The sequence below is a fragment of the Bacillus norwichensis genome (assembly GCF_014836955.1).
In the GTDB taxonomy this organism is placed as follows: Bacteria; Bacillota; Bacilli; order Bacillales; family Bacillaceae_C; genus Siminovitchia; species Siminovitchia norwichensis.
In genome coordinates this window covers 20,025-40,180 of sequence record NZ_JACSPV010000035.1, presented here as the reverse complement: position 1 = coordinate 40,180, position 20,156 = coordinate 20,025, and the positions used below count along the sequence as shown (strand labels likewise).

Annotated in this window: 25 protein-coding genes; 8 read left to right on the top strand and 17 right to left on the bottom strand. The window is 40.5% G+C overall.

The annotated features are described in order from the left end of the window. Positions 1–75: 75 nt before the first annotated feature. The 5 genes from H9631_RS16525 to mutY all read right to left on the bottom strand — a co-directional run bounded on the left by H9631_RS16525 (position 76) and on the right by mutY (position 4,906). The gene (locus tag H9631_RS16525) at positions 76–1,821 is read right to left on the bottom strand and encodes an ABC transporter ATP-binding protein (RefSeq protein ID WP_191814747.1); all 1,746 of its coding nucleotides are present in this window, start codon (positions 1,819–1,821) and stop codon (positions 76–78) included. A gap of 60 nt (positions 1,822–1,881) precedes the next feature. After that, positions 1,882–2,412, bottom strand: a complete 531-nt coding sequence (ntdP, locus tag H9631_RS16520) for a nucleoside tri-diphosphate phosphatase (protein ID WP_160708520.1) — start codon at positions 2,410–2,412, stop codon at positions 1,882–1,884. 243 nt (positions 2,413–2,655) lie between these two features. Further along, on the bottom strand, positions 2,656–2,892 hold the full coding sequence (locus tag H9631_RS16515; protein ID WP_225221112.1) for a gamma-type small acid-soluble spore protein: 237 nt from the start codon (positions 2,890–2,892) through the stop codon (positions 2,656–2,658). A 133-nt stretch (positions 2,893–3,025) separates the two neighbouring features. Continuing rightward, on the bottom strand, positions 3,026–3,775 hold the full coding sequence (gene fabL / locus H9631_RS16510; protein ID WP_191814743.1) for an enoyl-[acyl-carrier-protein] reductase FabL: 750 nt from the start codon (positions 3,773–3,775) through the stop codon (positions 3,026–3,028). 60 nt (positions 3,776–3,835) lie between these two features. Then, positions 3,836–4,906, bottom strand: coding sequence for an A/G-specific adenine glycosylase (gene mutY / locus H9631_RS16505; protein ID WP_191814764.1), 1,071 nt, complete (start codon positions 4,904–4,906; stop codon positions 3,836–3,838). 179 nt (positions 4,907–5,085) lie between these two features. On the opposite strand from mutY, the gene H9631_RS16500 reads away from it, so the two are divergent. Continuing rightward, on the top strand, positions 5,086–6,066 hold the full coding sequence (locus H9631_RS16500) for a metal-dependent hydrolase (protein ID WP_191814741.1): 981 nt from the start codon (positions 5,086–5,088) through the stop codon (positions 6,064–6,066). Between the two features lie 168 nt (positions 6,067–6,234). Here the strand turns inward: H9631_RS16500 and H9631_RS16495 are convergent, their stop codons facing one another. Continuing rightward, positions 6,235–6,504, bottom strand: coding sequence for a YfhJ family protein (locus H9631_RS16495; RefSeq protein ID WP_191814739.1), 270 nt, complete (start codon positions 6,502–6,504; stop codon positions 6,235–6,237). A 92-nt stretch (positions 6,505–6,596) separates the two neighbouring features. On the opposite strand from H9631_RS16495, the gene H9631_RS16490 reads away from it, so the two are divergent. Together H9631_RS16490 and H9631_RS16485 are read left to right on the top strand one after the other, a co-directional pair. Continuing rightward, a complete protein-coding gene (locus H9631_RS16490) occupies positions 6,597–6,764 on the top strand; it encodes a small, acid-soluble spore protein K (protein WP_191814737.1) in 168 nt (55 codons plus the stop codon). A gap of 43 nt (positions 6,765–6,807) precedes the next feature. Beyond that, entirely contained in the window at positions 6,808–6,945 is a 138-nt protein-coding gene (locus H9631_RS16485) for a YpzG family protein (RefSeq protein WP_225221111.1), read from the top strand. Between the two features lie 60 nt (positions 6,946–7,005). On the opposite strand, the gene H9631_RS16480 is transcribed toward H9631_RS16485, so the two are convergent. Then, positions 7,006–7,320, bottom strand: coding sequence for a YfhH family protein (locus H9631_RS16480; protein ID WP_191814733.1), 315 nt, complete (start codon positions 7,318–7,320; stop codon positions 7,006–7,008). A gap of 16 nt (positions 7,321–7,336) precedes the next feature. Next, positions 7,337–8,140 (bottom strand): recombination regulator RecX, encoded by an 804-nt coding sequence (gene recX, locus H9631_RS16475; RefSeq protein ID WP_191814731.1) that lies wholly within the window; start codon positions 8,138–8,140, stop codon positions 7,337–7,339. 117 nt (positions 8,141–8,257) lie between these two features. Between recX and H9631_RS16470 the strand changes: the two genes are divergently transcribed. After that, positions 8,258–8,380 (top strand): YfhE family protein, encoded by a 123-nt coding sequence (locus H9631_RS16470; RefSeq protein ID WP_191814729.1) that lies wholly within the window; start codon positions 8,258–8,260, stop codon positions 8,378–8,380. 85 nt (positions 8,381–8,465) lie between these two features. Then, positions 8,466–8,645, top strand: coding sequence for a YfhD family protein (locus H9631_RS16465; RefSeq protein WP_191814727.1), 180 nt, complete (start codon positions 8,466–8,468; stop codon positions 8,643–8,645). Between the two features lie 211 nt (positions 8,646–8,856). Here H9631_RS16465 and H9631_RS16460 read toward each other — a convergent pair whose 3' ends face one another. The 6 genes from H9631_RS16460 to H9631_RS16435 all read right to left on the bottom strand — a co-directional run bounded on the left by H9631_RS16460 (position 8,857) and on the right by H9631_RS16435 (position 14,463). Beyond that, positions 8,857–9,726 (bottom strand): DNA-3-methyladenine glycosylase family protein, encoded by an 870-nt coding sequence (locus H9631_RS16460; RefSeq protein WP_191814725.1) that lies wholly within the window; start codon positions 9,724–9,726, stop codon positions 8,857–8,859. A gap of 268 nt (positions 9,727–9,994) precedes the next feature. Further along, positions 9,995–10,792 (bottom strand): delta-lactam-biosynthetic de-N-acetylase, encoded by a 798-nt coding sequence (gene pdaA, locus H9631_RS16455; protein ID WP_191814723.1) that lies wholly within the window; start codon positions 10,790–10,792, stop codon positions 9,995–9,997. Positions 10,793–11,211: 419 nt separating this feature from the next. Further along, the gene (locus H9631_RS16450; protein WP_191814721.1) at positions 11,212–12,015 is read right to left on the bottom strand and encodes a YfkD famly protein; all 804 of its coding nucleotides are present in this window, start codon (positions 12,013–12,015) and stop codon (positions 11,212–11,214) included. Between the two features lie 82 nt (positions 12,016–12,097). Further along, positions 12,098–13,168: a calcium/proton exchanger gene (cax, locus tag H9631_RS16445; RefSeq protein WP_191814719.1), complete on the bottom strand. Its 1,071-nt coding sequence runs from the start codon at positions 13,166–13,168 to the stop codon at positions 12,098–12,100. 28 nt (positions 13,169–13,196) lie between these two features. Then, positions 13,197–13,583 carry an OsmC family protein gene (locus H9631_RS16440; RefSeq protein WP_191814717.1) on the bottom strand — a complete coding sequence of 129 codons (387 nt, stop codon included), beginning with the start codon at positions 13,581–13,583 and terminating at the stop codon, positions 13,197–13,199. Positions 13,584–13,617: 34 nt separating this feature from the next. Then, the gene (locus H9631_RS16435; RefSeq protein WP_191814715.1) at positions 13,618–14,463 is read right to left on the bottom strand and encodes a YihY/virulence factor BrkB family protein; all 846 of its coding nucleotides are present in this window, start codon (positions 14,461–14,463) and stop codon (positions 13,618–13,620) included. Between the two features lie 181 nt (positions 14,464–14,644). Between H9631_RS16435 and H9631_RS16430 the strand changes: the two genes are divergently transcribed. The 3 genes from H9631_RS16430 (at position 14,645) to H9631_RS16420 (ending at position 17,926) form a co-directional block, all read left to right on the top strand. Further along, positions 14,645–16,006, top strand: a complete 1,362-nt coding sequence (locus tag H9631_RS16430) for an alanine/glycine:cation symporter family protein (RefSeq protein WP_191814714.1) — start codon at positions 14,645–14,647, stop codon at positions 16,004–16,006. Positions 16,007–16,410: 404 nt separating this feature from the next. Further along, positions 16,411–16,635 (top strand): DUF1128 domain-containing protein, encoded by a 225-nt coding sequence (locus tag H9631_RS16425; RefSeq protein ID WP_191814711.1) that lies wholly within the window; start codon positions 16,411–16,413, stop codon positions 16,633–16,635. 118 nt (positions 16,636–16,753) lie between these two features. Then, the gene (locus tag H9631_RS16420; protein ID WP_191814709.1) at positions 16,754–17,926 is read left to right on the top strand and encodes a pyridoxal phosphate-dependent aminotransferase; all 1,173 of its coding nucleotides are present in this window, start codon (positions 16,754–16,756) and stop codon (positions 17,924–17,926) included. 125 nt (positions 17,927–18,051) lie between these two features. On the opposite strand, the gene motB is transcribed toward H9631_RS16420, so the two are convergent. From motB to H9631_RS16405, 3 genes are all read right to left on the bottom strand, one after another. Continuing rightward, entirely contained in the window at positions 18,052–18,819 is a 768-nt protein-coding gene (gene motB / locus H9631_RS16415) for a flagellar motor protein MotB (RefSeq protein WP_191814707.1), read from the bottom strand. Then, complete coding sequence (gene motA, locus H9631_RS16410) at positions 18,806–19,606, bottom strand: flagellar motor stator protein MotA (protein WP_191814705.1); 801 nt, start codon at positions 19,604–19,606, stop codon at positions 18,806–18,808. The genes motB and motA overlap by 14 nt, the downstream gene beginning before the upstream one ends. 113 nt (positions 19,607–19,719) lie before the next feature. After that, positions 19,720–20,097 (bottom strand): DnaJ family domain-containing protein, encoded by a 378-nt coding sequence (locus H9631_RS16405; protein WP_191814703.1) that lies wholly within the window; start codon positions 20,095–20,097, stop codon positions 19,720–19,722. Positions 20,098–20,156: the final 59 nt, after the last annotated feature.

Below are 20,156 nucleotides of genomic sequence, written 5' to 3'. Positions count from 1 at the left end.
GGAAAAAATCCGCGGCTGTTTTTGTACTTAAATATGCAGAAACTTTTGGTTCAAGAGCTTCTCCCTACGCCAATCCTAATTTAATTGCTGAACTTGGAAAAGATCATAATAATGGCCTTGTTTTTCCATTAACTCCTGATGTGTCCCGACTTCCACAATTTCTCCATGTTCGATGAGTACAATTCGATCTGCATGGGTAATCGTTGACAACCTATGTGCGATAATAAATGTAGTCCGGTTTTTCGCCAGTTCGTCCAACGCTTCCTGTATAAGGTGTTCGCTTTCCAAATCGAGAGCTGATGTAGCCTCATCCAAAATCAGGATAGGAGGATTTTTCAAAAAGACCCTCGCAATGGCAACACGTTGCTTTTGACCTCCGGACAACTTGACGCCTCTTTCTCCAACAGTGGTATCATACCCTTTCGGCAATTCCATAATGAAATCATGAGCGTTTGCCGCCTTGGCAGCGCGAATCACTTCTTCCTCTGAGCTGTCCGGCTTTCCTAGTAAAATATTCTCTCTTACAGAGTCACTGAATAAAATATTATCCTGCAAAACCATACCTATTTTATCGCGAAGACTTCTGACCTTGAACTTTCGGATATCCGTCCCATCAAGCAGGACGGCTCCTTCCGACACATCATAAAACCGGGGAATCAAGCTGACAAGTGATGACTTTCCTCCGCCGCTCATTCCGACAAGAGCAATTGTCTCCCCTTCTTTTACATCGAGATTGATGTTTTTCAAAACTGACTTCTCGTCTTTATCATAAGCGAATGTCACGTGATCAAATTGAATATTCCCTTTCACTTCTTTTACTTCAATGGCATTCGGTGCATCATCAATATCGTACTTTTCATCCGCCAGTTCAAAAACCCTGTCCATCGAAGCAATTGATTGCGTAAGAGTAGTGGATGAATTCACAAGTCGGCGAAGCGGATTGTAAAGACGCTCGACATATCCCATAAATGCCACCATCGTCCCGATGGTCAAATTCCCATGGATAACCTGGTAGGCCGCATAGGTAATGACAATTAACGGAGCAATATCGGTGATCGTATTCACAACTGCAAAAGCCTTCGCTGTCCAACTCGTATGTTTGATCGCCTTTTGCAAAAACTTTGAGTTGTTCTTGTCAAATTGTTCCTGCTCATGATCTTCAATTGCAAAGCTCTTAATCACAGGCATGCCCTGAACGCGCTCGTGTAAATAGCTTTGGACGCCCGCAAGTGCTTGCGATCTCTCACGCGTAAGTTTTCGTAAATTCCCGAAAAAATATTTGACGGAAATCATGTATAAAGGAAAGACTGCCAATGATACAAAAGTAAGTGGGACATCCAACGTTAACATAATTCCAATAGCAATGATGACTGTAGCAGCATCCAGCCATAAATTCATCAGGCCCGTGATAACAAAATCTTTCGTTGACTCGACATCGTTGATAACCCTTGATATAACTTCACCGGCACGAGTATTAGAATAAAACTTGAAGCTCAGTTTTTGAATATGTGTAAATAACCGGTCACGAATGTCGTATAAAACTTTACTTGCTGTCCATTGAGCAAAGTATTGCCTGTAATATTCAATTGGTGGACGAATAACCGCAAAAATAACCAGCATGATGATCATGGTGATGATTAATTTATGAGTTTTCTCATCAGCACTCATATCATTGACAGAAATAATATCATCAATGACATATTTCATTAAAAAAGGAATAAGCAACGGAATGGCGAACTTAATGATGCCGATCAACAATGTTCCAATAATTCTCCAACGATATGGCTTTACAAACGCCATATATCTTTTAATAACGCCCATGCGGCTCCTCCCTTATTATGCAAAAAATAAAACCTGTTGAAATATGCCAACAGGAATATCTTAGTTTAAATATGTAAGGTAACGGTCATACCAGATATCGATGAATTCTGCAGAAAAAGGACCTTTACGCTGCCTGATCCAGCGAACCAGTTTGTCCACATTTTTCTTTAAAATATGATCGATAACATCCGGATAGCCCATCAGTTTACGGTTCTGTTCATACTCATCTTCATCCAGAAGCGTAAACGTCATATCCGGAAAAACCTTGACATCAAGGTCATAATCTATATACTTCAATGCCCCCTTATCATAAACATAGGGAGAACCCAGATTACAATAATAATAAATGCCATTATCCCTGATCATTGCGATAATGTTAAACCAGAGATCCGCATGAAAATAACAAATCGCAGGTTCTCTTGTAATCCATGTTCTTCCGTCCGATTCTGTCACTGGTGTCCGATCATTTCCTCCAATAATTAAGTGATTTGTAGCTTTCAGAATTTTTGTTTCTGCCCATATCCGGTGGATATGTCCATTATGTTTATAACTCTGTATCTGGATATTGGTCCCTTCCGTGGGAATGTCCATCGTTTCCCCTACTTTCTGAGAAAAGCAGAAGCGCCCCGATTTAAACTTGACTGATACCTGCTTTTAAAAAATGGTTGCAGTCCTTTTTAAAATCCGGGCTGACTGCTATATTTCAAATGTATTTGTATATAAAGAATTGATAATGTTTATTATAACGGTTCCCGCACTTTTTTAAAACCGAAGCCTATCACGAAAAAACGGGAGTCCGCTCTTCTTTGAAAAGCGGACTCCCGTTTTTTATCGTTACTGATTGCCAGATTTTCCGGCGTTTTGCCCTTTGCGAGCTTCGGCTTGCTGGTTTTTCTGTCTTACCTGCTGTGCGTCTGTTTCACTAGCAAATTCGGTACCGAATTGGCCTTGTGCTCCTGATTGGCTTTGAGCTGATTGAGCATTTTGCTGCCTTACTTTTTGTATGTTCGTTTCAGATTGGTTCTGCTTTTTAGCCACAGTTCTCACCTCCACATAACTTAGAGTATCCAGAGATGAAACTAGTTATCCAACCTTTTTTGAAATTTTTTTACATACTTGTATTCATAAGGGTTGTTCAAAAAAATCAACATTGGGTAACGCAGAAACCATACCAACGAACCAACTCATCTTGTTGAAATTAATTTTACACTAAAATGGAGCGACCTCCATCAACAATGATTGTTTGTCCTCTGATCATGGAAGCATCTTCCGACACTAAAAACATAACGGTTTTGACAATATCTTCAATTTCAACCATACGGCCTGCTGGAGTGTTTTTGCGTGCGTCTTCTAATAGTTCTTCACGATTCGGAAAATGCTTTAAGGCATCGGTATCAATAGCACCACCGGAAACAGCATTGACCACAATATTTTGTTGAGACAATTCCACTGCCAAATATCTTGTCAATGCTTCAACTGCTGCTTTCGATACACCGACAGTTGTATAGTTTTCCAAATAGCGGATTGAACCTAGTGAGCTTAAGCTTACAATTTTCCCCCCACCATTTTTCTCCATCAGTTTAGCCGCCTCTTGTGCGCAGAAAAGCAGTGCTTTGCTGTTGATGTTCATTGTCCAATCCCAATGAGATTCTTCAAGCTCCATTGCTGGACGCAATACACCAGATGCAGCATTATTAATCAAAACATCAAGTCTTCCGAATTCCTCATCTATTTGTTGGAACATCAATTTGATTTTTTCAACATCGCCGACGTTCGCTCTTACAAGAAAAGCTTTTCTCCCTAGCTTCTCGATTTCTTTCACTGTCTCGAGGGCTGCTTTTTTGCTTCGTGCATAGTTGACGACAATATCATATCCTTTTTCGGCCAGAGCCAACGCGGCTGCTTTTCCAACCCCGCGGCTGCTACCTGTTACAAGTGCTACTTTGTTGCTCATATGTATCCACCTTTCGATTTACTCTAACTTATTTTACATTGGAATCTGTCCTGTGCAAAGTTACTGCGTTTGTTCCTTGTACGCCCGCCATATTTTTTGATACGAAACAGGAAACGCAAGCTCCTCTAGTTCTTCCTCCGTTACGAATCGCAGGCTCTCATGTCCCTCAATATTTCCGCTTTTAAGCTTGCCCCTATGGGCATCAATTTTCCAAGTCAGATGCGTAAATACATGCTGTACCTCTATAAAAGATTCCTGTTCAATGACAGCGTCAATGGAGTATTCTGTGGATAAAAAATCCTGCAGGATTTCCCATTTATCAAGAAGCGGAACGACCTTCAAATTTGGAAACTCCCATAAATTGGCTAAAAGTCCTTTTTCATTTCGTTTATTAATTAAAATTTTTCCTTCTTTGTCTTTCAAGACAACAGCAAGAAGATCTTCATGCCTTGTACTTTTCTTTCGTGTTTTTACAGGCAATTCATCCTGAACACCTTTCTCAAAAGCCTGGCAATGCTCCCGAACGGGACATAACAGGCATGCTGGAGATGTAGGAGTGCAAATCAAAGCTCCTAGTTCCATTAAAGCTTGATTAAAGTAAGAAGGATTATCGTGATACATTAATCCTTCCCCGGCTATTTCAAAAGTTTTCCTGGATGCCGGCTTAGCAATATCATCTGTGATCAACAATATCCGCGACAAGACCCTCATAACATTTCCATCAACAGCAGGGATGGGCTTCCCATATGCAATGCTGAGTACCGCGCCAGCAGTATACGGCCCTACTCCTTTAAGCTTTGAAATCTCCTCTTTAGAATCAGGAACTTTTCCGCCATAATCTGCCACAACTTCCTTGACTGCTGTGTGCAAATTCCGGACCCTTGAATAGTAGCCAAGCCCCTCCCAGATTTTTAAAATCTCTTCTTCGCCGGCATTCGCAAATGCTTCAATGGTTGGAAACTTTTCCAAAAAGCGGTTATAATATGGGATAACAGTATCGACTCTTGTTTGTTGCAACATGACTTCAGAAACCCACACTTTATATGGATTATTGTTTTTTCTCCACGGAAGGTCGCGCTGCTCCTCTTGAAACCAATGGACCAGGTCGGTTTGAAATGCTTCTTTATTCATTCGATCGATCTTATCTTGAATCTTTTGTTTCGTGCTGCTATTTTTCACAGGTTACTCATCCTTTTTAACGGGAATAATGATTATTGAAATTAATTCATATTTCATCTATTGCAATTCATGCATAGGTAAAATATGATCAAAAGAGAAGGCAACAATCCCTTCACAGAGGAGGACCCAGATTGGACACAGCTACTCACGTGGTGATGGGATTTGCAATTGGCGGGCTGGCCACACTTGACCCCGTTGTGGCAGAAACTACTGTTAATACTCAGAGTGTGCTCGTTGCTGCAATCATCGGCTCGCAAATTCCTGATATAGACACTCTTTTAAAACTCAAAAATAACGCCGTATATATACGGAATCATAGGGGAATCACCCATTCGCTTCCAGCAGTATTACTTTGGTCAATTCTTGTTGCGATTTTTGTACATTTGATTTTTACAGGATCGAACTTAACCCATTTGTGGATTTGGTCGCTTGTTGCCGTTTCATTACATGTTTTCGTAGATATTTTCAACGCATACGGAACCCAAGCACTTCGCCCGATCTCTTCAAAATGGGTTGCTCTTGGGATGATCAATACATTCGATCCTTATATATTTGGTATCCATGTAATAGGAATTGTCATTTGGTTATTAGGGGGCAACCCGGGTTTTACGTTCCTTATCATGTATGTAATCATCGCCCTATATTATGTCCTTCGATATATTATGCAGCAGATGGTGAAATCAGCGGTATTGAGAACAGTCCCCGATGCAGATAAAATCATCATCGCATCCACGATGTACTTCAATCAGTGGCGGATTGCCGTAACAACAAAGGACCATTTTTATGTAGGAAGGGCCTTTAGAAGATCTGTAACCATCTTCGACAAGTTCAAGCGGATTCCAATTCCCGATACAGACTTGATTCAGGCTGCCAAGAAAGATAAAAATATTTCTGCCTTTCTTTCTTTCTCCCCGGTTTACCGCTGGGAGATCAAAAAATATGATGACTATACCGAAGTTCGGTTTATTGATCTCAGATACCGAAGCAACGGACATTACCCATTTGTTGCCATCGTCAAGCTAACTGATGATTTGGAGATCATCACTTCATATACAGGCTGGGTATACAGCGAGGAGAAATTAAGAAAGAAACTGCACGTTGCTACGGATTAATTTTGAACGATAAAAGTACAGCAAGTGACCCTCGGAAAAGGGAGACAAACAAAGAAGATGGTACAGCGACTTTCAAAATAATTCGCTATTCTTTAACATCCTTCCTTCGCCTGCCTTTGCATATTATAAACTTTTTAAAGTGCTGAAAAAATTTTTTCAGCACTTTTTTTAATGGAGTATGTCTTCCTCGTCACTCAACATATGAGCATATTTAGGGTTCAGTGCGGCAAAATCATGCAATTTGTCCCCATATTGAATCACCCATGTTCTAACCACTTTTTCAGCGACTGCTTTTCCTTGATATTCTCTTCCTGCCTTGGCATATGTCGTTTCAAAATCCTCCCAAAATAATTCCACCCATGTCCTTGCTCTTTTATAAGAAAGCCTAGGGTTTTTTTCCATTAACAGACTGGTTAACCTTTCATAGTAATCATTCATGAAACTCGCTCCTTTTTCCAGTCGTATTTTTTAAATCTAAAGTCAAAATAACAGTATGCGGCATTTTCCCGCACATATTGGAGGCGATAACATTGCGCAACAAAGCAAAAGATTTCCCATACGGCAATAATCACAGGTTTGAGGGCGAACCCCGTGCAAAACCCGAATATGGATCTAAACGCGCCAACGGTACAATAAATACAGATCCGCAAGGAAGAATGAGAGCATCCGGCGCCAGAAAAGATGAGCGACAACCATAATGATAAGGGAGGCTGGATTGTGCAAAAAGATCAAAATTCTCATTTGAACCGTAACCTTACACCGTTTAACCGAGGTTGGTACCGTCCAAAACACGACGGGTCCCAAGTAAACGGACAGACACAGCAAACGCAGGAAAAAATAATATTAGAGAAAGATGCTGTCAAACGATACAAACGCTGACTTCTCAAACATCTCCATAAAAATAATCAGCACAGCGGTAATTGGATCGCTGTGCTCATTTTATCTCAGTACTGAAATCGGCAAAGCCTCTTCTTTTCCCGAACCTCCCAAACGATAGCCCCAAGCAAAAACTCCATTCATGTAGTCAATTTTAAAATAAGCCCCAGGGTCACCTTCAATTGCGTATATCTCTCCAGGTTTAAATGTCTCTGGATTTAATAAATAAGCTTTGGCCATGACCGCTTTTCGTTCGCAAACAGCAAACTCATTCACCATGCCCATTTGCTCAGCTTTACGGGCCTTTTCAGTCATAAGCGAAATTTCTTTTTTTAGTTCTTCTTCAGTCATTTGACTATATCTTTTTTCATTTTCCATTCTCAGCACCCCATCCTTATTCATCTTTGGCTGCATCGTTTTCTAAAAATCGGCTGATCATATCCATAGAATATCCTTTACGGAACAGGGCCTGCTGCATCCGCTGTCTATATTCGTAACCTATATATTTATTGTATCGCCGTTTCATTTTTTCTGCTTCTGTCCTTAGAGCTTCCCATTCAAGCTCTTCATCTACTTCATATTCGATTCCACCCATTGCCGCCTGAATAATTTCTGAAGGGAAGCCTTTAATTGACAATGTATATTCCAACTTTTGTTTAAGCATTCGTTCAGAAAGCTTTTTGTTTTGAGCGGCAAACTTGTTGCCTAAATGGATCGCATCTGTAATTTGCTTTTCTTTATTGTATTCAGCTAATGCTTCATTTATCTTTCCTTCGGTAATCCCTTTGCCTACAAGCTCGCGTTTAAGTACAAGCGGCCCTTTTTTTCCAGAATTAGCATATGTCCGCACATAAGCTTTGGCAAATTCCAAGTCATCAATGTATTTTTGTGTGGCTAATTCCTTTAAAACAACATCAATAATGGAATCAAGATATTCCTTTTTTTGCAGATGGGTCCGGATTTCAAGTGCCGATCGCATGCGGTATGATAAAAATTGAATGGCTAAATGATAGGCTTTTCGAATCTCATCTTCATACTGAACCTTGAATAAATCCTGCTCCAGCAATTCCTTCCCCTTTGTAAGATGATATTTGATTAGAATATCTTCATCCACAGCAAAAGCATAAACATTATCAAGAAATATATTGTAACGGCTTTGATTTTTCTTCTGAACAGATATTTTTGTGATAATGGGCATATTGTTCACCCTCGTCTATATATTCATTTTTATTTTATCATAAATGACCGATACCTGGCTGTATTAGATTGGCTCCCAAAGGCAAAGATGTTATTAATTCCTTAGGAGGTGTCCAAGTTGAAGAAAAAGCAGGATTACAAATCACGAACAAAGCTTTCAGCAACTCAGGAGGTACTTTACCAGCGCGAGTTCAAGCGCGCGGATCAGGCCGGTGGTTACACACATAAAGGACGCAGGTAGCTTTTTTCATGAGTGAAAAAAATTATGCGGCAAATAATATAATGGCAGGCAAATCTGCAAATGCTCAGAAAAAGGAGTTTGAATTATGGTACGCTCACAAAACCAAAAAAACCATGACAAAAACAAACAAAAGCTATCGCAAGTGCCAAAGCAATTAAAAAGTGACGGACGTGATATCGAATTTTCCAGGGAACTTGCGGACCAGGAGGATCTAAAGGCATTGGCAAAATCTGAAGCTGCGGATAAAAGAGCTAAGCAAAAATAGGATGGCTGCACGCCGTCCTATTTTTGTTTATTATTCAACCTCGGAGCCAAGTACCACTCCTCCGCGATAAGGCCACATTACTTCAATTTGTTCGGCGTATTCCCTATTGACCCCAGGCCCGAAATCAAAATTAGTTGCACTAGATTTACCCTTACAGAGCCAAATACCACCGACGTATAGACAGTCTGCGTCAAATCAGCACTTGTTCCCCCTAATTGGTCTCAATACTCCTCCACAAATAGAATGACGCATAACTTAAATAAGGATGCCATTCTTTACTGAACTTTTCCATTTCCTCGTATGTAGGCTTTCTGTCCAACTGATACAGATTTTTAATCGCATTTTGCAAACCGATATCGGCCATTGGAAACAGATTCCTTCTCCCTAGACCAAACAATAAAAAGCTTTGCGCAGTCCATGGGCCTATCCCTCTGATTTTCACCAATTCTTTGATTACTTCTTCATCCGGTTTTTTCGCCAACTCTTCAAGATTCAGCTCTCCATTGACAATCATCTTCGAAAGATCAATGATATATTCTGCTTTCCGCTGGCTGAATCGCAAATTTCTCAATTCAGTGACATCTAATGCTGCAACCTTTTCAGGATTTGGAAAAAAGGGAGCACCCTCTATTTCAAATCCAAATGTTTTCACGAATTGCTCAGTCAGGGATATTGCAAAAGACATATTTACCTGTTGATGGATAATTGGCCTTATCAAAGCAGAAAACAGCGAAAATTCCCTTACAATCGGCGTGCCAAAATGCTGTTCAAAAATACCATTCAGTGCTGTTTTTGAAAAATGCTCATGAACTTTCATAAGCGGAAGATTCCATTGAAAAACAGTAGACGTTCTATCCATCACCTGCTGTTTTGTCTGAAGACTGCTCCCTCTGACAATAAAAGCAGGCTGATCAACTGTACCAACCGCTTGAATTTCGGCCACTTCCGGCTCCTTCTCATAAATCGGCATACGGATAAGCCGTGCAACTCTGTCAACTTTATTCAATGGATCTTTGGCCAGTCTCTCCAAAGCAAGGTCAAAATGATAAGGCCCTTCTATTACAGCTTCTTCCTCCCACATACAGCCATCATCCTTTTTTCATTGGTAAAAGACAGCTCCAATTGGAACTGTCTTCATTTTACACTGTACCTTTTTATTTGCAAAAACGTACTGTCCTAGCATGAATATACTAGCCAGTTTGAAACGATTACTATACCAAAAACGAGAAATACTGTCCGAAAAATTAGCTTTTACTGTCCACGCCAGAGAATGCCTCCAAAAACTTTCTTTTATTTATGAAGTTGGTCGGTAACATAGTAAAGGACAGGCACTCAGCCTGTCCTAATCCTTAATATGACATAATCGGGTTTTTGATTTTTTCTCTCAACATATAATCGTCCAAACTTTTGAACGTATACCCATCTTTCTTTAAATCCTTGATGACTTTTTCCAATGCATCTGCATTGTCTTTTGATACAGAGTGTAACAGCATGACTGCCCCTGGATGAACTTGGGCCATAATATTGTCGTAAGCATGCTTCCAGCCTTTTTGCTGATCTGTCTGCCAATCTTTGTAGGCAAGAGACCAAAGAACATGAATGTAACCCTGCTCCCTTGTAACTTTTAAGGTTCTTTCACTCAAAATTCCACGAGGTGGACGTAAATACTGCATTTCGGTCTGACCTGTTAAACCAGCTGTTTTTTCCTTTACTCTTTCTAATTCTTCCTGAATCTTTTCATCACTGATATTCGTCATGTCCGGATGGTTCCATGAATGGTTTCCAATGATGTGACCTTCCTCTACAATCCGCTTTGCCAGGTCCGGAGCACTTTCCAAATAATGACCCGTCACAAAAAAAGCGGCGGGAACCTTCTCAGCTTTCAACACATCTAACACTTTTTCCGTATAACCATTTTCATAACCGTTATCGAAGGTTAAATACAAAACCTTGTCTTTCGCATTTCCTTTATAAAAAGCACCATATTTTTCCAGCAGATTATCATAGGCTTCTCCGGCCTCTGCTTGCTTCCCATCGCTTCCTTTCTTAAATCCCCAATGAATTGAGCTATTGGATATGGACTCTGCTGCGTTCGCTTGGAAAAAAAACAGGAAAAACAGAGATGATAATAACAGCCAGCGTTTCATAAATACTCATCCTCCTTTCACTCTTTTCCCTTAGATTTTTCCATTGCGGGAGGATTCATCCGTGGTGGACTTTTCCATGTGAAAAACGAAGGATGTTCACCCTTTTCAATATCCTAATAAGAAAAACAAAAGTCCAAGCCTTAGTCGACAAGGGACATTTTGATAAAGGTACTCAGCTACCACAGAAAAGCTGATCATTTCAATTTTCGAAAAGCTTTCTTGAATCGTCGCTCCATTCAGCTTTATTACGAGGGAAAGCTGTGCCGTAGAAGCACATCTTCCTGAATAAACTTTCGCGATGACACCAGCAGGCTCAGAATGCGACGTCTGTCGCCTCGCTTGCACTAGTACTTCCTGTACGGCGGCGCAGCTAGGTATATAAAATACTTCAGCTATTTTTTCGTAAAAAAGCCAGGCATTCATTGCCTGGCTTCAAAAGAAAAGCTTAAATGATCCTGGATGGGTATCCAGGCACCTATTTCCTGTGAGGTAACATTTTTAACAACAATCCGGTGTTTCGAACCCTTTAAGACTAAATAGACCTCTCCAAAGGTCAGGCTGCCTTTTTCATGTACTGCTGGTGCGTAAGCATATAAATATCCTGTTTGTGCCACGGGTATGTTGTAAAGCTGATGATGCTTGGTTCCTACTCCAACTGCTGTTTCAAAAGCGAGTGGCAGCTGAATCTTGTTAAACGCTTTTTGCTGCATCATTTTTTGTACATCTTCCATTTGGACAACCTTGGCAGTGAGGCCACCTTTGATGATCTTTTGAACCTCCTGCACATAATGTATTTGATAATTTCCAGTTCCACCGCGGTTATCATAGAAATTTGTATTAACCTTTTGATATTGCCAATTTGGAGTTGTTTCTTGAGACTTATAATTCAACGGCCATTCACCTAAATAAATGGTTGCCCGAGTACCAAATGAAAGTGGTGATTTAGTTGCTGCCGATTCATTCAGCATTCGGATCAGTTTCGGATTTTCTATTTCTATCTTGGATGATTCCAGCAGGTCCTTTGCAAAACTGCTTGGCTGTAAACGCGGCAAATCAGGCGCAGGGTTCGAAAAAGTATTTTCTTTGCTGATGTTTATAACCGAGGAAGGGACCTCTACTCCTTTTTCTTTGCTGTCCTCTTTTTTAGATGCCATTCCTGCTGTCGGGATCGCTATTAAGCTCAACAGAATGAATACCTTAAGGACGATTTGATGCCGTTTCATGTTGCATTTGCTCCTTTCGTGCAAGCGGCATTGAAAGATAATCTTACAGTTATTTTTTCAAAAAGCCGAAGGATTATCCCCGTTAAAGCAAATAAAATCCGATACCCATAATAAAATAAGCAGCCAGCATCGTAAGCCCCTCAAACCAATTCGATTCACCATCATTGATGATAACAACGGAAAGCAGAACTGCCGTCGCCATCGACACAAGCTCAGGTACTGTAAATACAAGCGGCATGTTGTTTGAAAAAAACAATGAGGATAGTACAAGAATCGGAGCCACAAACATAGCAATCTGAAGGGTGGAACCCATTGCAATTTCAACAGCAACCTCTAACTTATTCTTATAAGCCATAATGATGGCGGAAGCATGTTCGGCTGCATTTCCGACAATAGCTACGATAATAACCCCAATAAATAGCTCTGACCAGCCAAATTGTTCACCAACCGCTGTAAAAGTGTGTACAAGCTTTTCAGATACGTAAGCCACTGCCAGTGTTGCGAGGGCAAGAATGATAATAGCTTTCCATTTGGACCATTCTGGAACCTCCTCCTCTTCGCTGGCAACTTGCCCCTCCTGATGTGAAGTTGCAGGGTAGACACCACGATGTGTAACCAGTTTGAAAAAAAGAGCCGCCAAATAGAGAATGATCATAATAATAGAAATACCAATACTTAGCGCCATCGTTTTTTGATCATTCATATTGATCGTGAATAATTCCGGAATCATAAAAGCAACAATCACCGCAAACATTAATAACCCTACATTATGCCGCGCATCATAGATGCTGAATACCTGCCGTTTATATTTCAAACCGCCAATAAAAAAGGATAGACCTCCCACCAGCAACAAGTTTCCAATGACAGATCCCGTCAAGGAAGCAAGAACAACTCCAATCATTCCTGCCTTCAAGGAAAATATAGAGATGATCAACTCCACTGCATTGCCAAATGTGGCATTCAATAATCCACCAATGCGTGGACCAGCAACGATTGACAGACTCTCAGTCGCTCGCCCCATTACTCCGGCAAGTGCTATGATAGTTAAACAATAAATACCAAACATGGCTGTACTTGGCCAATGCAATACGGATCCAATAACCGACAATGGCAATCCCACAACAATCAAAATTAAAAATAGCTTCTGAACCATCCCTTCGAGCTCCTCCTAACTAAGCTGCTTACACCTCGATGATTTCAAATGTTTCTGTTACCTCTATTGAGCCTTCAACCGATTGAACCATGGCACAATGCTTTTTCGTAAGCTCCATCACTCTTTCAAGTTTTTCCTGTTTGAGCCCTTTCCCGGTAACCCTGAAATGCAAAGTGACCTTTTCAACTCTATTGGCCTTTTTTCTGTTCCTTTCCGTTTCTGCAGTAATTTGAATATCTTGTACGTCTAACCGCATTTTCTCCAATATATTGCGCAGTATACCTCCACTGCAAACTGCTAAAGAAGAAACCAATAATTGATAAGGTCTGAACCCATAGTTTTCATCTCCTGATATATCTAGTCTTCCATATGGGAGCTCTGCAACAAAGCCGCCATCTTTCATTTTGAATTCCATACAAAATTCCTCCTTTATGGACTTGCCAGCCAAGTTATCCATCATATTTTCCCTGCTTATTCGTAAAATAAGAGTTTATTTCACCTCCAACCATAATGATGATGGCAGAGAAATAAAACCACAGCATCATGATAATAATCGTTCCAATACTCCCATACATCGCAGTATAATTGCCAAAATTTGATACATAAAAGGAAAATCCAAGTGAAACGATAATCCATCCAACACTGGCAAAAACCGCCCCCGGCACCGCAGTTGTATATCGTACCTTTATACTAGGCGCTAAATAATAAACCGTGAGAAAAACCAAGAATAAAATAAATGGTGTCAGCACCCACCTTACAACGTTCCACATTTTCAAAAACTCCCCCGAAATACCTAGATAAGAGAAAATAAACATTCCAAGCTGCTTTCCAAAAACCGGCAACAGTAAAGCAAGAATAAAAACGAACATCATCGCTACCGTCAATACAATGGATAAGCCCCTGCTAACTATGAAAGATCGCTTTTCCTCCACATTATAGGCTCTGTTTAAAGACTTCATCAGGGCATTCATTCCTTTTGAAGCTGACCAAAGGGTCGCAATAAAACCAACAGACAGCAGGCCGCTGCTACGATTATCCATGACTTCAGAAACGGTTTTTTCAATCATTGTATAGGTTTCTTGGGGCGCAAAATCTCTAATTAGATAAAATATATCCTGCTGGGTTAACGGAGTATAGGGCAGAAGTGTAAACAGGAAAATCAACATCGGAAAAAGCGACAAAAGAAAAAAATAAGATAATTGTGCGGCAAAGCCTGTCACGTCATTATCACTGATTCTTCTGGCCATCTCTTTTCCAAAATCTATTATTTTATTTCGATCATTTGGCTTCCTCATTCCCAATAGAACCCCCTCTTCACTTCATACTTTATCTGTTATTTTAACTAATTACCTTCTCTTATCTTAGCAAAACATTTTTCAAAATGAATAATTCAACTTGACAATCTTACTATTTTTTCAGAAGATTGATATATAGAAATTATCCTACTATAAAAATAAATAAACAGGAGGGGAAAATATGTCCGAAAAAATTTTGAAATTTCTCGAAAGTGTAAGCGGTTTAATATGGGGGCTCCCGCTCATTATCCTCCTCATCGGAACAGGGATTTATTTGACGATTAGAGTCGGCTTCCTTCAGATGAGACTGCTGCCATATTCTCTGAAATTGGCATTCAGCTTTAAACAGGACAAAAATTCCGAAGGGGATATATCGCATTTCCAAGCTCTTATGACTGCGCTTGCGGCAACTGTCGGTACCGGTAATATTGTCGGTGTTGCTACAGCTGTTGTTTTAGGGGGACCTGGAGCCGTATTTTGGATGTGGATATCCGCATTCTTCGGAATGGCAACAAAATATGCTGAAGCTATACTTGCAGTCAAATATAGGATTGTAGATGAGAATGGGCAAATGTCCGGAGGCCCCATGTATTACCTCGAACGCGGACTCAAGCAGAAGTGGCTAGGCGTCTTATTTGCGGTTTTTGGAGCCCTAGCAGCATTCGGGATCGGAAATCTTGTCCAATCAAATGCAGTTTCTACTGTTGTAAAAACTACCTTCAATATTAATGAATGGGTTACCGGTCTGGCCTTGGTCATTTTTGCCGGTCTTTCAATCATCGGTGGAATTAAAAGTATCGGAAGAGTTACTGCATTTTTTGTTCCTTTTATGGCTGTATTTTATATCATTGGCGGACTAATTGTTTTAATCATGAATCTCAATCTGATTCCAGGAGCAATAGCACTCATTTTTACTGATGCATTTACAGGTAAGGCCGTTGCAGGTGGCGCCATCGGAGCTGTCATTCGTTACGGGGTCGCAAGGGGTATTTTTTCGAACGAAGCAGGGTTGGGATCTGCTCCAATTGCCGCTGCCGCTGCAAAAACAGATTTGCCTGGCCGACAGGCTCTTGTTTCTATGACTCAAGTATTCATTGATACTTTAGTTATCTGCTCCATTACTGGTATCACAATCGTTATGGGCGGTCTTTATGATGAGGGGATAGCTGCTGGTGACCTAACCTCTGCATCCTTCGCCCAATTTTTAGGAAATACAGGGTCAATCATTGTCGCCCTTGGTCTCTTATTCTTTGCTTCTTCTACTATTTTAGGCTGGTCCTATTATGGAGAGAAATGTTTCGCCTATCTATTCAGTGTGAAAAGTGTTATCTATTACCGCATTGTTTTCGTTGCTATGGTATTTGTCGGTGCGGTTACAAGCTTGGACATTGTTTGGGCCTTTGCGGATATCGCAAATGGTCTCATGGCCATACCGAACTTAATCGGATTATTAGGGCTATCCGGTGTAGTTGTTTATGAGACGAAAAGAACACTGAATAAAATTAAAGAGGAAAAAGTTGAAGCGAGAAAAGAAACAGCATAAAGATTCCTGCCTTCCCGGTAGCGGGAAGGTTTTTTTCATTTTCTTGTTTTCATTTCAAAAATTCAGCGTCTAGCTTCGACGTACAGGACGTACTAGTGTGACCCACCGAAGCCACAGCATGTGGCAGCCTGAGGCGGCCGTATTGTCTGGCTGTGAGTGCCATCGGGCTTGAAGTCATAAGCCAATCGTTGATAAACAGGCACTCTCGCACTTCGTTTTCCTTTATCTCGATTAAAGGATCGTAGACTAAGTTCGCCCCTGCCTGTGGCAACGCCGACACACCAACATCTGCAGGCGCAGTTTGTTCGTCGCTAAACAGCGCCTTTCGCTTTTCTTATATTGACAACCAATCCCATGCATGGAATCATTATATTCATAAATATAGCCCTGAGAGGATGAACCTGGTGGATTTATCAAAAAACACACCCGAGAATATTGAGTATTTAATTGGTCAAATTACAGAGAAATTGCGTATGGTTAATACTGCTGCAATGAGAGCAGAAAGTATTAACAATGAAATGTACGAAGAGTTAGTTGAAATTTACGAGATGGTTATGAAAAAAGAGCATTTTAGCCCCGGTGAGATGCAAGCTTTGGTGGAAGAAATCGGTAGGCTGAGAAAGGTTTAAATGGACAGGGTCACAGTGAGAGTCCAAAAAGGGACTCTCTTTTTCTAGCTCTCCTGAATGAAGAAATAACATTTTGATTCATAGACTATGAAAATATGTTTAAAGAAAGGTGATATGGTTGAAATCGTTCGAACAGTCCCGGCTGCTGAAAAGTCTGCCAAAACAATTTTTTGCTTCACTTGTTCAAAAAGTGAACAATGTGAGGGCTGAAGGCCACGATGTGATTAACCTAGGTCAGGGAAACCCCGATCAGCCCACACCAAAACATATTGTGGAAAGCCTCAAGCTTGCCGCTGATCACCCTGAAAACCATAAATATCCTCCGTTTCAAGGAAAAGCAGAGTTAAAAGAAGCGGCTGCCGAATTCTATCAAAGGGAATACGGAGTCCATCTCGAACCCGAGAAAGAAATTGCCATTCTATTCGGTGGAAAAGCTGGTCTTGTAGAATTGCCACAATGCCTTCTGAATCCTGGTGACACAATGCTTGTTCCCGATCCAGGATATCCGGATTATTGGTCAGGTGCAGCTTTGGCAAAAGTTCATATGGAAATGATGCCGCTGAAAGAAGAAAATAATTTTCTTCCTTCTTTTGACAATATTCCAGAAGAAACGGCAAATAAAGCCAAAATGATGATACTGAATTATCCAAACAATCCAACAGGAGCTATCGCTACCGAAGAATTTTTCCAACAAACTGTTAAGTATGCTTCAACATATGATATTTGCGTTGTTCATGACTTTGCTTATGGTGGAATCGGATTTGATGGAAAAAAACCAGTAAGCTTCCTGCAAACAAAGGGGGCTAAAGATACAGGAGTCGAAATTTACACTTTCTCCAAGACTTATAATATGGCTGGATGGCGCGTTGCATTTGCTGCCGGAAATGCGTCGGTGATTGAAGCGATTAATTTGATGCAGGATCACATATATGTCAGTCTGTTCGGGGCTATCCAAGATGCTGCTGCCGAGGCCTTGGTAGGTTCACAAAAAGCAGCTGAAACAATCAATGCCATATACGAAAAAAGAAGAGATGTATTTATTTCAAGCCTTCGCAAAATCGGCTGGGATGTAAGGTCACCACAGGGTTCCTTTTTTGCCTGGCTGAAAGTTCCCAAAGGTTATACTTCTGAGGAATTTACTGACTTACTATTGGAGAAAGCTTATGTTGCTGTTGCTCCTGGAATTGGATTTGGCGAATATGGAGAAGGTTATGTAAGAGTCGGATTACTAACATCAGAAGAGCGGCTTAGAGAAGCTGCTTTGAGAATAAAGGAATTAAATATCTTTTAAATTTTTAGAACGATGGTCTTACCTTCCCAGGCGACCATCGTTCATTTTTACACTATATATTTCCCGAGAAATAGTTTTTTCAACATCACTCATCAAAAAAGCACACAGCTTGTATGCTGCATGCTTCATTTCTCTTCATCAGGTATATACGGCTCAATCAGTACTTCCACGCGCCTGTTAGCTTCCCGGCCTTTTGCAGTTTTATTATCTGCGATAGGCTGAAATTCCCCAAAGCCTTTTGCACTAAATAAACGCGGATCTAATTTTTCGTCTTCAAGGAGCACTTTCATAAAATTGACTGCCCTCATGACACTCAATTCCCAGTTAGACTGGAATTCCGAATTTTTGATTGGGACATTATCCGTATGCCCACTGATAATCACACTTCTCGGCAGCTCCATTTCTAGCAATGCCGCAAGCTCCTTTGCGGTTTTTTTATCATCTTTTCTAACATCAGCACTTCCAGATTGAAACAGCACACTGTCATTAATTGTGATCAGTAATCCTTCGGAGGTCAATGAGGTGGAAAACTTGTCTTCATACTTTTTTTCTTGAATGTAGTTATCGACCTTCTTCTTAAGTGCTTCAAGAATTTTCAAATCCGCTAATTCATCTGTGAACTGCTCTATCGGGTCATTTTGAGAATCGTCTTCTGTTTCATCAATTTGCTCTTCGACTTCCAATGGTTTTTCGAACTCGACTGGTCCATCTCCCCCGACAAAAATCCCGCTAAATACTTTGGAAATTTGTTGGAATTTCTGCGCATCTACAGAACTTGCCGCAAATAGTACGATAAAAAGGGCAAGAAGCAATGTCATCAAGTCCGCATATGGAAGAAGCCAGGATTCTCCCAGATCCTCTTCATGCCGTTTTTTTCGTCTACGCTTGGACATTTGTCGCCACTTCTCTTTCATCTTGCAATTCTTTGCGTTGTTCCTTTGGAAGATAAGAAGCTAGCTTTTGCTCTATCATTCTTGGAGCCTCGCCTTCAAGGATGGATAAAATTCCTTCCACCATCAATTCTTTCAATCTTACTTCCTCATTGGACTTTCGTTTTAATTTATTAGCAAATGGATGCCAGAGCACATAGCCAGTAAAGATTCCGAAAAGCGTTGCGACAAAAGCAGCAGAAATAGCTACTCCAAGCTCATCTGTATTATCCATGTTCCCCAAAGCAGCAATCAGACCGATTACAGCCCCGAGAACCCCTAATGTAGGAGCGTATGTACCCGCTTGTGTAAATATCTGTGCTCCAACAGCGTGCCGTTCTTCCATTGCATCAATTTCATCATTAAGAACTTCGCGTATGTAGTCAGCACTTTGTCCATCAACAGCCATCAATAGGCCCTGCTTTAAAAACGGTTCATCGATTTTTCCCATTTCTGCTTCAAGGGCAAGCAAACCTTCCCTTCTTGCCAATTGCGCCATGTCTGAAAAAAGGATAATTAATTCCTTTGGCTTAGGCATCTTCTTCTCTTTGAAAATAATTCCAATTAGTTTTGGAACCTTCTTAATTTCGGAGGATGGGAATGCAATCGTAACACTAGCTGCTGTCCCCACAAAAATAACCAACATCGCTGCTGGGTTCAGCAATGCTGTAATATCTACTCCTTTTAAGAACATGCCTACCCCCACGGCAATGATACCGAGAACAACCCCAAACAATGATGTTTTATCCATTTGCTTCACCCTATACTAATATTAGTCTTATCTCTAATATCGGCAAAAGCAATTAAGTTTTAAGTATCTTCATGTTGTTTTCTTTTTAAGAAGGGTAGAAAGAAGTAAAATGCTTATTCAAAAAACTTCCTTTCTATTTTATGTTCATATCGTTTAAAAATAGATGAATTCGTTTTGATCTTTTTCTTCGCCAGCATACTGTTATACTTCAATAATTTTTCGCTTAATTGTTTTCTTAATTCTTCAGTCTCAAGTTCATCCTCAGAATGTCGAATTAAATCTTCTATTGTCATTAATTCCGTTTTTATATCCATTTCCTCCGGCGAAAAACCAGCATTCTGAAGAAGCCGATACCCCATTTTTAAATCATCAGGAATCCCCTCCAACTTGTCTGGCGGAAGCGGCTTCCCTGCTCCAGGAAGATTGTCAAATTCACCGAGCTCGTAGGCTTTACGGATTTTATCCTCTGAAAGGTGAAAAAACTTACTCATTATAACCCCTCCCCTCATTTTCGATCTGCATTCATATATTTTATCAGGTATAGTGTAAT

What these genes read in the sequence shown, in the direction of transcription:
- H9631_RS16525 (WP_191814747.1), bottom strand. Translation starts at nt 1,821, where the DNA reads ATGGGCGTTATTAAAAGATATATGGCGTTTGTAAAGCCATATCGTTGG.
- ntdP (WP_160708520.1), bottom strand. Translation starts at nt 2,412, where the DNA reads ATGGACATTCCCACGGAAGGGACCAATATCCAGATACAGAGTTATAAA.
- fabL (WP_191814743.1), bottom strand. Translation starts at nt 3,775, where the DNA reads ATGAGCAACAAAGTAGCACTTGTAACAGGTAGCAGCCGCGGGGTTGGA.
- mutY (WP_191814764.1), bottom strand. Translation starts at nt 4,906, where the DNA reads ATGAATAAAGAAGCATTTCAAACCGACCTGGTCCATTGGTTTCAAGAG.
- H9631_RS16495 (WP_191814739.1), bottom strand. Translation starts at nt 6,504, where the DNA reads ATGAATGATTACTATGAAAGGTTAACCAGTCTGTTAATGGAAAAAAAC.
- H9631_RS16480 (WP_191814733.1), bottom strand. Translation starts at nt 7,320, where the DNA reads ATGGAAAATGAAAAAAGATATAGTCAAATGACTGAAGAAGAACTAAAA.
- recX (WP_191814731.1), bottom strand. Translation starts at nt 8,140, where the DNA reads ATGCCCATTATCACAAAAATATCTGTTCAGAAGAAAAATCAAAGCCGT.
- H9631_RS16465 (WP_191814727.1), top strand. Translation starts at nt 8,466, where the DNA reads ATGGTACGCTCACAAAACCAAAAAAACCATGACAAAAACAAACAAAAG.
- H9631_RS16460 (WP_191814725.1), bottom strand. Translation starts at nt 9,726, where the DNA reads ATGTGGGAGGAAGAAGCTGTAATAGAAGGGCCTTATCATTTTGACCTT.
- pdaA (WP_191814723.1), bottom strand. Translation starts at nt 10,792, where the DNA reads ATGAAACGCTGGCTGTTATTATCATCTCTGTTTTTCCTGTTTTTTTTC.
- H9631_RS16450 (WP_191814721.1), bottom strand. Translation starts at nt 12,015, where the DNA reads ATGAAACGGCATCAAATCGTCCTTAAGGTATTCATTCTGTTGAGCTTA.
- cax (WP_191814719.1), bottom strand. Translation starts at nt 13,168, where the DNA reads ATGGTTCAGAAGCTATTTTTAATTTTGATTGTTGTGGGATTGCCATTG.
- H9631_RS16440 (WP_191814717.1), bottom strand. Translation starts at nt 13,583, where the DNA reads ATGGAATTCAAAATGAAAGATGGCGGCTTTGTTGCAGAGCTCCCATAT.
- H9631_RS16435 (WP_191814715.1), bottom strand. Translation starts at nt 14,463, where the DNA reads ATGAGGAAGCCAAATGATCGAAATAAAATAATAGATTTTGGAAAAGAG.
- H9631_RS16430 (WP_191814714.1), top strand. Translation starts at nt 14,645, where the DNA reads ATGTCCGAAAAAATTTTGAAATTTCTCGAAAGTGTAAGCGGTTTAATA.
- motB (WP_191814707.1), bottom strand. Translation starts at nt 18,819, where the DNA reads ATGTCCAAGCGTAGACGAAAAAAACGGCATGAAGAGGATCTGGGAGAA.
- motA (WP_191814705.1), bottom strand. Translation starts at nt 19,606, where the DNA reads ATGGATAAAACATCATTGTTTGGGGTTGTTCTCGGTATCATTGCCGTG.
- H9631_RS16405 (WP_191814703.1), bottom strand. Translation starts at nt 20,097, where the DNA reads ATGAGTAAGTTTTTTCACCTTTCAGAGGATAAAATCCGTAAAGCCTAC.